The sequence below is a fragment of the Ruegeria sp. BHSA191 genome (assembly GCF_059613325.1).
Map to the genome: position 1 here is coordinate 166,640 of NZ_JBXWSH010000004.1, position 13,020 is coordinate 179,659.

General features: G+C 62.9%; 16 protein-coding genes. 6 read left to right on the forward strand and 10 right to left on the reverse strand.

Translation table 11 applies throughout. The annotated features are described in order from the left end of the window. Positions 1–27: 27 nt before the first annotated feature. From AC2FNS_RS06160 to secG, 8 genes are all read right to left on the reverse strand, one after another. Positions 28–777: a transporter substrate-binding domain-containing protein gene (locus AC2FNS_RS06160; protein WP_496680270.1), complete on the reverse strand. Its 750-nt coding sequence runs from the start codon at positions 775–777 to the stop codon at positions 28–30. 32 nt (positions 778–809) lie between these two features. Further along, positions 810–1,586, reverse strand: coding sequence for an ABC transporter ATP-binding protein (locus AC2FNS_RS06165; RefSeq protein WP_496680271.1), 777 nt, complete (start codon positions 1,584–1,586; stop codon positions 810–812). Positions 1,587–1,714: 128 nt separating this feature from the next. Further along, entirely contained in the window at positions 1,715–2,458 is a 744-nt protein-coding gene (locus AC2FNS_RS06170) for a phosphate/phosphite/phosphonate ABC transporter substrate-binding protein (protein ID WP_496797394.1), read from the reverse strand. 5 nt (positions 2,459–2,463) lie between these two features. Then, a complete protein-coding gene (locus AC2FNS_RS06175) occupies positions 2,464–2,901 on the reverse strand; it encodes a tellurite resistance TerB family protein (RefSeq protein ID WP_496688894.1) in 438 nt (145 codons plus the stop codon). A 20-nt stretch (positions 2,902–2,921) separates the two neighbouring features. Continuing rightward, positions 2,922–3,371, reverse strand: a complete 450-nt coding sequence (locus AC2FNS_RS06180) for a tellurite resistance TerB family protein (protein WP_496680273.1) — start codon at positions 3,369–3,371, stop codon at positions 2,922–2,924. 42 nt (positions 3,372–3,413) lie between these two features. After that, positions 3,414–3,707 carry a DUF1330 domain-containing protein gene (locus tag AC2FNS_RS06185; RefSeq protein ID WP_496711860.1) on the reverse strand — a complete coding sequence of 98 codons (294 nt, stop codon included), beginning with the start codon at positions 3,705–3,707 and terminating at the stop codon, positions 3,414–3,416. 78 nt (positions 3,708–3,785) lie between these two features. Beyond that, positions 3,786–5,429, reverse strand: a complete 1,644-nt coding sequence (gene pyrG / locus AC2FNS_RS06190) for a CTP synthase (RefSeq protein ID WP_496711859.1) — start codon at positions 5,427–5,429, stop codon at positions 3,786–3,788. Between the two features lie 158 nt (positions 5,430–5,587). Beyond that, a complete protein-coding gene (gene secG / locus AC2FNS_RS06195; protein WP_496680278.1) occupies positions 5,588–5,953 on the reverse strand; it encodes a preprotein translocase subunit SecG in 366 nt (121 codons plus the stop codon). Between the two features lie 149 nt (positions 5,954–6,102). Here secG and nthA point away from each other — a divergent pair, with 149 nt between their 5' ends. From nthA to AC2FNS_RS06220, 5 genes are all read left to right on the forward strand, one after another. After that, entirely contained in the window at positions 6,103–6,717 is a 615-nt protein-coding gene (gene nthA, locus AC2FNS_RS06200; RefSeq protein ID WP_496711858.1) for a nitrile hydratase subunit alpha, read from the forward strand. Next, entirely contained in the window at positions 6,714–7,391 is a 678-nt protein-coding gene (nthB, locus tag AC2FNS_RS06205) for a nitrile hydratase subunit beta (protein ID WP_496711857.1), read from the forward strand. The genes nthA and nthB overlap by 4 nt, the downstream gene beginning before the upstream one ends. Beyond that, complete coding sequence (locus tag AC2FNS_RS06210) at positions 7,388–7,723, forward strand: nitrile hydratase accessory protein (RefSeq protein WP_496711856.1); 336 nt, start codon at positions 7,388–7,390, stop codon at positions 7,721–7,723. Before nthB ends, AC2FNS_RS06210 begins: the two co-directional genes overlap by 4 nt. Before the next feature lie 212 nt (positions 7,724–7,935). Further along, positions 7,936–9,231: an adenylosuccinate synthase gene (locus AC2FNS_RS06215; protein ID WP_496775302.1), complete on the forward strand. Its 1,296-nt coding sequence runs from the start codon at positions 7,936–7,938 to the stop codon at positions 9,229–9,231. Next, entirely contained in the window at positions 9,231–9,473 is a 243-nt protein-coding gene (locus tag AC2FNS_RS06220; RefSeq protein WP_496713512.1) for a DUF2842 domain-containing protein, read from the forward strand. Before AC2FNS_RS06215 ends, AC2FNS_RS06220 begins: the two co-directional genes overlap by 1 nt. A 130-nt stretch (positions 9,474–9,603) precedes the next feature. Here the strand turns inward: AC2FNS_RS06220 and AC2FNS_RS06225 are convergent, their stop codons facing one another. Then, the gene (locus tag AC2FNS_RS06225; RefSeq protein ID WP_496713510.1) at positions 9,604–11,313 is read right to left on the reverse strand and encodes a hypothetical protein; all 1,710 of its coding nucleotides are present in this window, start codon (positions 11,311–11,313) and stop codon (positions 9,604–9,606) included. 122 nt (positions 11,314–11,435) lie between these two features. Between AC2FNS_RS06225 and AC2FNS_RS06230 the strand changes: the two genes are divergently transcribed. After that, entirely contained in the window at positions 11,436–12,143 is a 708-nt protein-coding gene (locus AC2FNS_RS06230) for a thiamine diphosphokinase (protein WP_496680288.1), read from the forward strand. On the opposite strand, the gene AC2FNS_RS06235 is transcribed toward AC2FNS_RS06230, so the two are convergent. Beyond that, positions 12,088–13,002, reverse strand: coding sequence for a DMT family transporter (locus AC2FNS_RS06235; protein ID WP_496713508.1), 915 nt, complete (start codon positions 13,000–13,002; stop codon positions 12,088–12,090). The genes AC2FNS_RS06230 and AC2FNS_RS06235 overlap by 56 nt on opposite strands. Between the last annotated feature and the right edge of the window lie 18 nt (positions 13,003–13,020).

Consider the following 13,020-nt stretch of genomic DNA (forward strand, 5'->3'; position numbering starts at 1 on the left):
GTGGCGCCGAACCGTAGGACCGGATGCTTAGTTGGTGACGACCGAGCCGTCAGGTGCATAGGTGGCGGTATCCTCACCGAACCACTTTTTCAGCATCTCGTTCAGGGTGCCGTCCTGTTTCATCGAGGTAATCGCGGCATCGAATTTTTCACGCAGCTCCGTGTCGCTTTCGCGCAGACCCATACCGACGCCACCGCCCAGCGGAACTGGATCGCCGACAAAGACCAGTTCGCCATTCGATTCCTCGACAAGCGGCACCAGATAGTCGCGGTCGGCCAGAACGGCATCGGCTTCGCCGTTGCGCACGGCGGCGATGGTTTCCTCGGGCGTTGCGAATTCAACCAGGGTTGCGCCCGACTCGGCCACGTGGCCGGCCTGGATGGTCGCGGTCTGTGCAGCGACAACGCCACCGGTCACGTCAACATCCGCCGAGGTGGCCACATAGGCCGACGCGGTCGGCGGGTAGTAGTCCTGGGTGAAGTCGATGACCTCGTCACGCTCGGCCGTGATCGACATGCCGGCGATGATGGTGTCGTAGTTGCCCGACACCAGGTTCGGAATGATCGAATCCCAGTCGTTCTTGACCCATTCGCATTCCAGCTGGGCGCGTTTGCACAGCTCGTCGCCGACTTCACGCTCGAAGCCGTCGATCTCGCCGGCGTCGTTGATGAAGTTGTACGGAGGATAGGCGCCCTCGGTGCCCATGCGGACCGTGTCGGCCATGGCCATGCCGGCGCCAAGCGCCAGTGCCGCGGTGGTCAGAATCAGGTTTTTCATTGGTAACTCCCCTGTTTGGTTCTGTTCTGATGTTATGCCGCCATCGTGGCGGAGAGAAAGCCCCGAAGCCGTTCGGATTCGGGCGCGGAGAAGATATCTTCGGGCGAGCCTTCTTCTTCGATCAGGCCCTGGTGCAGAAACACCACGTGGCTCGAGATGTCGGCGGCCATCTGCATGTCATGGGTGACGATGATCATGGTGCGGCCTTCGGCGGCCAGATCCTTGATTACCTTGATCACTTCCTGCTCCAGCTCGGGATCCAGCGCCGAGGTCGGTTCGTCAAACAGAAGCGCCTCGGGCTCCATGCAGAGCGCGCGCGCGATGGCGGCTCGCTGTTGCTGGCCACCCGAGAGCTGCGCCGGATAGGCGTCGCATTTGTCGCCGATGCCAACCTTGTCCAGATATCTGCGGGCGCTGTCCTCGACCTCGTGCCGGTCACGGCCCAGCACGGTGATCGGGGCCTCCATCACGTTTTGCAGGATGGTCATGTGGGCCCAAAGGTTGAACTGCTGGAACACCATCGACAGGTTGGTGCGAATGCGCAGCACCTGCTTGGGATCGGCGGGGCGGCGATGGTCGCGGGTTCCCGTCCAGCGCACCGGCTCGCCCTTGAACAGGATCTCGCCTTCCTGGCTGTCTTCCAGCAGGTTGCAGCAGCGCAGCAGGGTGGATTTGCCCGACCCCGATGACCCGATCAGCGACACCACGTCGCCGCGATGGGCGGTGATGTCCACTCCTTTGAGGACTTCGAGATTGCCAAAGCTTTTGTGCAGGTTCCTGATCTCGATGACGGGAGTGCTGTCGGTCACGGGTCGTCCTGGTGTTGTTGAGTGCGTTGGTGCGGTACTAGGGCTGAAAAACCAGAGCAATGCAATGCGCAAATGACAAGTTCAAGACCTGAAATCTCCGATTCGGCCAAGGACAGTGGTCAAATTGGTCAGCTTTCGGGCACCACCGCCGCGGGCGGTGGCGGGTTGGGAACGGCAAGGTAGAGATCGGGAGCAATGTCGATCAACCCGTGGATGTGCAGCGCCGCGCGATCGGCCGGGGAAAGGTCTGAGATCGCGGCGCGAACCGCGGCGGCGACCGCGGCCGGATCGCGCGTGATCGCGGTGATGTAGGGCAACGCCGGGGTGGGGCGCGTGGTTGCCACTTGGCGCAGGCGCTGGCCCAGATCGGTGTGCTCTTGCAGCAGCACCCATGTCAGCGCGTCCAGCGATGCAAAATCGGCATGTCCGTCGGCCACGGCCTGCGCTGACAGGGCGTGTCCACCGGTTTCCAGCAGGCGCGCCGGTGCAAGGCCCAGTTCGGACAGATGCGTGACCGGGGCGGCCCAGCCCGATTGGGACAGGGCCTCGTTATAGGCAAAGACGCAGGCGGCCAGTTCGGGCAGATCACGCGCATCATTGGCCTGGGCCACGAAGACCGAACAATAGTGCCCCGGAGGGCAACCCGGCAGGCCATAATCGGGGGTGCCAACCAGATGCACCTTGCCATGCAGTCGGGTGCGATAGGGCATGCCGCAGGTCTGGGCAAAGACTAGGTCAGGGTCCTGCCAGATTTCCCAGAAATCGCGATCACGGGTCAGTTGGCCCGGACCTTCGCCCAAATGCGCGCGAATCAGGCTCCAAAAGCGATCATTGACGGGCCGAAGGGCGGGCATGTCGTACATGCCCAGCATTGCGGTCACGATTTGGCGGCCTTCTGCCGGGCCCGTGCCGAATCCACGTCGCTGACGCCCAGAAGGCTGACCACCAGCCGCAAAAGCGAATCCTCATCCTGCGAGCGCTGACCGTCGGCCAGCGCCACCGACCACAGCGCCTGAACCACGCCGAGGCGGTGATCATAGGGCACCGCATCCTTGATGGCACGGGTGAAACGGACGGTGTCGGGGGCTTCTGCCTCGAGGTCCTCGGCCCGCGCACGCAGTCCTGCGGCCTCGAACGGCGACAGGTCATAGCGTTCAGCCAGGACCTTGTCGATGCGCGACATTTCGCTGTCGGCATAGTCATCGTCGGACCGGGCAAGGCGCACCAGCAGGGCGGCAAGCGCTAGCCGGGCGTCGTCATCGGTCAGTGGGTCGGGCTGCGGCTGGGTAAGCCGGGACAGGAAGGCATTGAACATGCCTCAGATATAGCGGCGGCTCAGTCTGCGTCCAAGCGGCTTTGCACGCGTTCGCGCGCGGCCTGGCTGTCATTGTAGCTGAGCCCCATGGCGATGCGTGCCTCCTCCACAATCTTGATCTCGCCCTCGTCCGAGTTTCCGTCGGCCAGCACCACCTCCCACAGGGCCTCCATCGCGGCCAGCCGCTCCTGCAAGTCCGTCGTTTCGCGGATCAGCTTGCCGAACGTGTCGGTGTCGGGGGCTGCGGCGTGCAGCTTCTCGCAGGTGGCGCGGACCTGGGCGGCCTCGATCGCGTTGTGCTGGTACAGGCGTGCCAGGATGCGATCGATCAACCGGATCTCTTCCAGCTTGTAGTCGCGGTCGGCCTGAGCCACGCGCACCAGCAACGCGCCTAGAGCCAGTTCCGTGTCCGGATCGGGCAGGGTGGTCTGTTGCTGCGGGCGAAACGCTTGAAAGAACTTTTTCAACATTGGCGCAGACTATTCCGTATTTTGTGGTCCGCCAAGCCCGGGCTACCCGTCATAGCCTTCGATGACCACCAGATCGCCCAGCGAGACCGGATCGCGCAAGGCCTTGGCTTTCTGGTAACCCGCGCTTTCATAGCAGGCCAGCGCATCCTCGTAGCTTGGGAATTCGATCACCACGGTGCGGGCGCGGGCTGCACCTTCCTTGACCTCGCGCTGACCCCCGCGCACCAGGAACCGCGCGCCATAGGCGGCGAAGGGTTCGGCGTTTGCGGCGATGTAATTCCTGTAGGCCTCCATATCGTTCACGTCGACATGCGCCACCCAATATCCTTTGGCCATGAAACTGCCCCCTGCGGTTTTTCCGGGTCAAATTGACCCGGAACGGAATGCAAAGCAAGCCCAAGCCGAAGGGGCGCGTCAAACCAGGCGCGAGCTTTCCTTCGCAGCGCGCACGAAATCGCGGAACAGCGGGTGCGGGTCGAAGGGTTTGGACTTCAATTCTGGGTGATATTGCACGCCAATGAACCACGGGTGATCCGACCATTCGACGATTTCCGGCAGGCGCCCGTCGGGCGACATCCCCGAAAATTTCAAGCCCGCTTTCTCAAGCTGTTCGCGATACTTGGTGTCCACCTCATAGCGGTGGCGGTGGCGTTCCTCGATCTGGGTGGTGCCATAGACCTCGGCCACCTTGGAGCCTTCGGTCAGAACCGCATTGTAGGCGCCCAACCGCATAGTGCCGCCCTTGTCATCGCCAACCTTGCGTTCGATCTTGGCGTTACCCTGGATCCATTCCTTGAGGTGATAGACCACCGGTTCAAACCGTTTCTGGCCGGACTCGTGGTCGAATTCCTCGGACCCCGCGCCGGATATGCCGGCAACGTTGCGGGCGGCTTCGATCACGGCCATCTGCATACCCAAGCAGATGCCCAAATAGGGAACCTGATGTTCGCGGGCGTATTGCGCCGCTTTGATCTTGCCCTCGGTGCCACGCTCGCCGAATCCACCCGGCACCAGAATGGCGTGGAAGCCTTCCAGATGCGGACCGGGGTCCTCGGTGTCGAAGATCTCGGCATCGACCCATTCGACCTTGACCTTGACGCGGTTGGCCATGCCGCCGTGGGTCAGCGCTTCGGCAATCGATTTATAGGCGTCTTCCAGCTGGGTGTATTTGCCGACGATGGCCACCTTCACCTCGCCTTCGGCGTTGTGGATGCGGTCGCTGACGTCTTCCCATTTCGACAGGTCGGGCTTGGGGGCCGGGCTGATCTGGAAAGCGTCCAGCACCGCCTGATCCAGCCCTTCCTTGTGGTAGGCCAGCGGCGCGTCATAGATGGTCGAGAGATCCTGCGCGGCAATCACTGCATCGGGGCGGACGTTGCAGAACAGGGCCAGCTTTTCGCGCTCTTTCTGCGGGATCGGACCTTCGGAACGGCAGACCAGGATGTCGGGGGCCAGACCGATCGAGCGCAGTTCCTTGACCGAGTGCTGGGTGGGTTTGGTTTTAAGTTCTCCGCTGGCCTTGATGTAGGGCAGCAGGGTCAGGTGCATGAAAATGCACTGTCCGCGCGGCTTGTCCTGGCTGAACTGGCGGATCGCTTCAAAGAAGGGGAGGCCTTCGATGTCGCCGACAGTGCCGCCGATCTCGCACAGCATGAAATCGACCTCATCCTCGCCGATGGCGATGAAATCCTTGATCTCGTTGGTGACGTGCGGGATCACCTGGATGGTCTTGCCCAGATAGTCGCCGCGGCGCTCCTTCTCGAGCACGTTCATGTAGATGCGGCCCGAGGAAATGGAATCGGTCTTGCGTGCCGGAACGCCGGTGAAGCGTTCATAGTGACCCAGGTCCAGGTCGGTTTCGGCACCGTCATCGGTGACGAAGACCTCGCCATGTTCGAACGGCGACATGGTGCCGGGATCGACGTTCAGGTAGGGGTCGAGCTTGCGCAGGCGCACCGAATATCCGCGTGCCTGCAGCAACGCGCCCAATGCGGCCGAGGCCAGCCCCTTGCCCAGCGACGAAACAACACCACCAGTGATGAAAATAAAACGCGCCATGTTTTTCGGCTGCTCCCGTGAGACGTCATTACCAACTGCCCGGCGGCCTGAAAAACCGCAGCATCACGGGACTTCACGTATAAAGGATTCGCGCCAAAAGCGCAAGAGAACCGCAAGATGCTGTTGCCGTTCTCTTTCAGATTTCTAGGTTTTGTGGATCAGTCGGCCTGCGGGATCAGCGGGGCATTGTCGCCCTGCGCCGGAGGCAGCAGATCTTCGGCCGGCGGAACCAACGGTGTGGTTTCTTCGGTTTCCACCGGAGCCGGAACGCCCAGACGATCGATGACCGACGTGCCAGCCGATTTCTGCGCCGCCAGAATCGTCAGCGTGATCGAGGTGACGATGAAACAGGCCGCAAGAATCCAGGTCAGTTTGCCCAGCGCCGTCGCGGCTGCGCGGCCGGTCATGGCGCCGCCGCCACCGCCGCCCATCCCCAAGCCGCCGCCCTCGGACCGCTGCATCAGGACAACGGCAATCAGGCCAAGGGCCAGAAGAAGGTGGATGATGAGAACGACGTTTTCCATGGTGGTCCTGTACGGCGTGGCGTGTATCGCCGGGTACTTAAGCAAGTTTGGGGGCGGGGGCAAGTCACGAGTTTCCCGCAGCCGGATCGATCCGCGATTTTGCATCGAAAGATGTGGACAGGACGCGGTGCATCGCGCAGGCTTTGGCCATGCCACATGACCACCCCGATCATCCGCACGCCCTGCTGCCACCCGAACCCGCCCTGCGCGTGAAAGCGCTGGAAACGGTTCTCATCCGCAAGGGCCTGATCGACCCGGCGGCTCTGGATGAGATCATTGACATCTATCAAAACCGGATTGGTCCGCAGAATGGTGCGCGCGTTGTTGCAAAGGCATGGGCCGATCCAGAGTTCAAATCCGGGCTGCTGAAGGATGCGACGCCGCTGATCGCCGAACTGGGCTATTACGGGCGGCAAGGAGAGCACATTGTGGTGGTCGAGAACACGCCACAGCAGCACAACATGGCCGTCTGCACCCTGTGCAGCTGCTATCCGTGGCCGCTGCTGGGGATTCCGCCCACCTGGTACAAGTCAGACGCCTATCGCGCCCGCGCGGTGCGCGAGCCGCGAAAGGTTTTGGCAGAGTTCGGCGTAAATCTGCCGTCTGAGACGGCGGTACGCGTGTGGGATTCGACAGCCGAGATACGCTACCTCGTCCTTCCGATGAGGCCGCCGGGCACTGAGGGGATGAGCGAGGACGAGCTTACGGCGCTGGTGACCCGCGACAGCATGATCGGCACCGGGCTGCCCAAGGTGCCGGCATGACGCGCGCGCATGATATGGGTGGCCGGTTCGGGGATGGCCGGGTCCGGCCCGAGCCGCAGGAGGCCCCGGTTTTCGCCGAGGAGTGGCACGCCCGGGCGCTTGCCGTCACGCTGGCCGCGGGCGCGTTGGGGCAATGGAACATTGACACCGCGCGCCATGCGCGCGAGCGGTTGTCGCCGCAAGACTATGCGCGGTTTTCCTATTACGAAAAATGGATCTCGGCCCTGGCTGACCTGTTGGTCGAAACGGGTGTGCTCAGCCTGGACGAGCTGCGCGGGGTGGACACCAAGGTGGAACATCCGTTGGCGGTTCGGGCGCTGCAAGCCGGCGCCGTTGGAAAAGTTCTGGCCATGGGTGGTCCGGCCGACCGTCCTTCGAACGTCGAGGTCGAATTCAAGGTTGGTCAGGTGGTGCGTACGCGCCGACCGGCGGGGAACCGATTGGTCGATGGCGGTCATACCCGATTGCCGAAATATGCCGCCGGAGCGCAGGGGCGGATCTTGCGCGTTCACGGGTGTCACGTGCTGCCGGATTCCAGCGCCCACGGACTGGGTGAAGCGCCTGAGCCGCTCTACGCCGTCGCGTTTCGGGCCTCGCAACTTTGGACGCACCCCGAAAGCCCACAGGACGAGGTCATCCTTGACCTTTGGCAAAGCTATCTGGAGCCGCCATGACCACATGCCCACCACCAATCCGACCTAACGTGGTGTTCGAGCAACCCTGGCACGCACAGTTGTTCGCCACCACGGTTGCGCTGAACGAGGCGGGGAGGTTTTCCTGGGCTGAATGGACGAATGCCTTTTCGACCACTTTGACGCGGCACGGTGTCGCCCGCGAACTGGATGGCGGCAATGACTATTTCCTAGCTTGGCTAGAAACGCTCGAGACACTTTTGGTATCCTCAGGTGCCGCCGAGCGCAATGAACTTGATGCTGTGTTCGAGGCTTGGAGGGTTGCGTTTCTGAGCACTCCACACGGGCACCCAGTTCGACTTACTCGCGAATAGGGGCTCTGCCCCCGCCGCCCGTTCCGGGCGACTCCCCCAGGATATTTATGGCCAGATGAAATTTGCGGCCAATGTTCATCCGGCCCAAAATATCCCCACCGGAGGCATCGCGCGCCAGCGCGATCGAACACTGCGTCGAAATACCGGTTTCCCTGCTGCCTGTGCCTCGTTATACGGGCCGAGTTTGGAAAATCAGCACAAAAGGACCGGATATGGCCAATGTTGTTGTTGTCGGCGCCCAATGGGGCGACGAAGGAAAAGGCAAGATCGTCGACTGGCTGAGCGAGCGGGCAGACGTGATCGCGCGTTTTCAGGGCGGGCACAACGCCGGGCATACGTTGGTTATCGACGGCAAGGTCTACAAGCTGCACGCCCTGCCGTCAGGAGTGGTGCGTGGCGGCAAGCTGAGTGTCATCGGCAACGGGGTCGTGCTGGATCCGTGGCACCTCTTGGAAGAGATAGAGACGATTCGCGGGCAGGGGGTCGAGATCACGCCCGAAACGTTGATGATTGCCGAGAATACACCCTTGATCCTGCCGATTCACGGAGAGTTGGACCGGGCGCGCGAAGAGGCCGCAAGCAAAGGGACCAAGATCGGCACGACTGGCCGTGGAATCGGGCCGGCCTATGAAGACAAGGTGGGGCGCCGCTCGGTGCGGGTGGCCGATCTTGCGGATGATGCGACACTGGAGGCCCGGGTCGACCGGGCATTGCAGCATCATGACCCCCTGCGCAGGGGTTTGGGTATTGCTCCGGTCGATCGCGATGCCCTGATCGCTCAACTGAAGGATGTCGCGCAGCAGATTCTTCCGTTTGCCGCCCCGGTATGGAAAGTGCTCAACGAAAAGCGCAAGGCGGGCAAGCGCATCCTGTTCGAGGGCGCACAAGGTGCGTTGCTGGACATTGATTTCGGCACCTACCCGTTCGTGACATCGTCAAACGTGATCGCCGGCCAGGCCGCGACGGGCGTAGGCATTGGACCCGGATCCATCGATTTCGTTCTGGGTATCGTCAAGGCCTATACGACCCGGGTGGGTGAAGGGCCTTTCCCGACCGAGTTGCATGATGCGGACGGGCAGCGCCTGGGTGAGCGCGGGCACGAGTTCGGGACCACCACTGGACGCAAGCGGCGTTGCGGTTGGTTCGACGCCTGTCTGGTGCGCCAGACCTGTGCAACCAGCGGGGTCAACGGTATTTCGCTGACCAAGCTGGATGTTCTGGATGGTTTTGACACGCTGAAGATCTGTGTTGGCTATGAGTTGGATGGGCAGCGCTTGGACTATCTGCCCACGGCCGCCGAGCAGCAGGCGCGCTGCAAGCCGATCTATGAGGAGTTGCCGGGCTGGAGCGAGTCCACCGAAGGTGCGCGCAGTTGGGCGGATCTTCCGGCCAATGCGATCAAATACGTGCGTCGGGTCGAAGAACTGATCGAGTGCCCGGTGGCCTTGTTGTCCACCAGCCCGGAGCGGGACGACACCATCCTGGTGACCGACCCGTTTGCAGACTGATGCGCAGGCAACGAGAAACCGGTCTCAGCTACAAGGCGCGCAGGCGGTGGTCATTGGTGCTGCTGCTGGTGGGGCTGCCGCTCTACATCGTGGCCGTCGTCACCGTGTTGAACTGGCTGGACCGTCCTCCGATCTGGCTGGAACTTTTGGTTTATGTCGGGCTTGGGATCCTGTGGGCGCTTCCGTTCAAATTCGTGTTCAGGGGGGTGGGGCAGGCCGACCCCGACCAAGAGCAGGAGTAAGTGCACCACTGGCCCTGATCAAAGCCGCGTGATCGGAGCGCGACCGGCTTCCCAAAAGAACCCATGTCAGCCGCACCAAAAAAGGCCGGAGAAATGTCTCCGGCCCGATTGGTCAGTTGTGGGGGTCTTGTCAGCCCGCGGCGCGTTTGTCCTCGGGCCGGAAGCCGATCTGGTTCGAGGCGGCAAAGCGCCCTCCGCCGGCTTTTTCGATTTTGCCGTCGCGCAGCAGCTGGCCGAACGACCGCAAGCTTTCCTCGCGGTTGAATTCGTCTTGCTTCAGGGCGCGAACCTTGTTCATCAACTGAGGGCGCGAGAACTGTTCCTGGCCCTCGATGAACGACAGGTAGGCGGCCGCGGCCTCGAGCAGTTCGGGCAGTGACTGTGCGCCCTGTTCTTGCGCGAACCGGGCAAACCCGCCTTCATCGGGTGACGAGTCCGCCGGTTCGGCGGTCACGCGGCGCGGGGTCACCGGGCCCGCCTCTGGGGCGTCCTTGTCGACCCGCTGCTCGGCCACCAGCTTGAGGGGGGCGGCCGTATCCGATTCCGGGCGCATGCTGGTTACTCGAATCTCGGGGCGGCGCGGGCTGACGACCGAGGCCAGATCGCCGCGGTATTTTTCGTCCTCGGAAGCCGCATTGTCACCGGTCGCCTCGCGCTCGGCTTCGGTGGCCGCGACAGCCGTGCGCAGGTGCGAATAGGTTTCTCGCGTGTCGGCAGTGGCCGGGTCACCCAGTTCGGCATCCGCCTTCTGCAGCAGGCGCAGAACATCCGTGTCCAGTTCGTCGTCGTCCGCGTGGTCGGCCGGCGCTTCCATTTCGGACTCGATCGCGGAAATTTCGCGCAGGATGTTTTCCTCATCCTCGACCGTCAGGGTGCCGTTTGCCTCTTTGGTGTCATCCGAGTTGTCGTCTTCGCCCAGAATGTTGAGGATGTCGTCGACATCGGGCTGGGCGTCGTCCTCGATATCCTCGAACAGGGCTTCTTCGGCCGCTGCTTCCGGTTCGATCGGGGTGGAAGGCGCCGCGGGCGCCATCTCGTCAGACCCGTTGTCCTCGGTCTCTGCCGCCTCGGCCTGGGGCGGTTCAACGGACAAATCGTCGTCGGCATCTGTGGCTTGAGGCGGCAGGTCGGGTTCCACGTCAGTCTGATCGACCAACTCAACGGAGGCACCGGTTTCTGCAGCGCTTTCCACATGGTCGTCCGGCTGGGCCAAGATTGGTTCCGCACCGGCGGTGGACGGGGTGTCGGGCTGCCGGGGGCTGGCTGCCGCCGGATCCGAACCGGCCACCGTTTCCAGATCGTCCGGGGCCAAGGCGCCCGTTTCAAAAGCAGCCGAAATGGCGTCGACCTGGGGTTCGGTTGCAGCCAGAAAGCCGGTCTCATCTTCTTCTGCGTAAGGCGTGGGGGGGTGGTCGCCGTGGGAAACCACCGCGCGGATACGCTGCAGTTTCGCGGCGATGCTGTCCGCAGCCGGGGGCGGCGCCGCAGGGCGCGCGGCTGGGTCTTGCGGGTCAGACAGGGGAGGGGTCATAGAGGGGGTCCGGGTGTCAGCAGTCATGGGGTGCGGTGCGGCCGAAGGGGGGCGATCCGAGGCGCGCAGCAGCAACCCGTTCTCGCCGGGGCGGGCCTCGACGTGGCGCGCGGTGTCTCGTTGCGCGATGCGGGCCAGCATCTCGGCGTCGGGTTGCGGAGGTTCAGAACCGAAATAGCGATCTTCTGCGGCGAGATCGCGGAAATATTCCGCAATCGCCTTCATCGTTTCGAAGGAATCGTCGAACCCTTCCAGCGTGCAGGAAAAAGTCCCGTAGGAAACGGTCAATACCTTGTTGTTCTGTACCATCAGACGCACGTCCTTTACACAATAACACAGCCAAACTCGCAACCGCGGCGCAGAATCGGCTCAAGCAACTGTTCTGATGAACCTATCATTTTGTGGTCTGAATGTGTCCAAAAGCGGGAAAAATGGTCAATCTTGGAAAAAACGGCGAAATTGTTCATTCTGATTGGCCAATCGGGCTGTTTGGTGGCGGAGAAATCGGCCCCGGCGATCTGGATCTGGCGCTGAGCCGCGTCAGGCTGGCCGTTGCTGCGGATGGGGGCGCGGCGGGTTTGATCGATTCGGGGCGCGTTCCGGATGCGGTGATCGGCGATTTCGACTCGCTTTCCAGCCGCCATCGTGCGCAGGTGCCGGCCGAGCGGCTGTTTCCGATCCGCGAACAGGACAGCACCGATTTCGACAAGGCCCTGCGCAATATTCGAGCACCGGTGGTGCTGGGTGTCGGATTCCTGGGCGGGCGGCTGGATCACCAGCTGGCGGTGTTCAATACCATGGTGCGTTGGCCGGATCGGCCCTGCATCCTTCTTGGGTCGCAAGAGGTGGTGTTCCACGCGCCGCCGCATGTCACCTTGCAGATCCCGCCAGGCGACACGGTGTCATTGTTTCCGTTCCGGCGGGTGACCGGGCGAAGCTTGGGGTTGGAATGGCCCATCGACGGATTGGTGCTGGAACCCGACGGGCGTGTGGGCACATCGAACCGGGCGCTGTCGGATGTCACGCTCACGGTGGACGGGCCGGGCTTGATCGTGATGGTGCCGCGCGGCGCGCTGGATCAGGTCATGCAGGCGTTTGCGTCCGGGCAGACAGGGCGGTGGCCCGCTCGCGCAGAATGACATAGAGGCCGGCACCCACGGTGATCGCGATCCCCAAGGCGGCAAGACCGTTGGGCAGGTCGCGGAAGATCAGCCAGCCGATCAACGTGGCGATGGGGATTTCCAGATACTGCATCGGGGCCAGCGTGGCCGACGGCGCATAGCGCAGCGACCACGTCATCAACAGGTGCGCGACCGTGCCCAATACCCCTATGGACAGCAGCAGACCGTAGGGGGCGTTGGCCGGCAGAGTCAGCGTCAGGGCAGGCAGGTCTGCGGATGCGCCGATCAGAAGGACCGGCAGCAGCAACAGCGTTGCCATCAGACCCGATACCGCTTGCAGGGCGATCGGATCGGTCTCTTTGGCGATCTGCCGCGTGACCAGCATGAACAGGGCGAAAACCACCGCAACGATCAACGGCAGCAGTGCGGGGGCGCCCACTTGGGCAAAGCTGGGCTGGATCACCAGCAGGGTGCCGGCAAAGCCGATGATGCAGGCGATCAGGCGGCGGGGGCCTACCTCTTCGCCCAGAACGTAGCGCCCCAGCAGCAGCATGATGAACGGCATGACGAAGGCGATGGCCACCGCATCGGCCAGCGGCAGGAATTGCAGCGCGCTGAACATCGCGCTGATGCCGATGATATGCAGCAGCGTGCGCAGCGCGGTCAGCCGCAGGACGCGCCCGCGCATCCGCCACGGCCGGCCGGTCAGTGCCACCAGAGGGATCAGGAGCGCAGCCTGCACCGCGAAACGCGCCAGGACCAGCAGGCCCAGCGGCATGGTCTCGCCCAACAGCTTGGCCAGCGCGTCGCCCAGCGGGGCCAGCACGCAGAAACCAAGCATCAGGAAGATGCCAAAGACGGGGCGATCCTGGGTCATGGCCCGCACGCTAGGTCA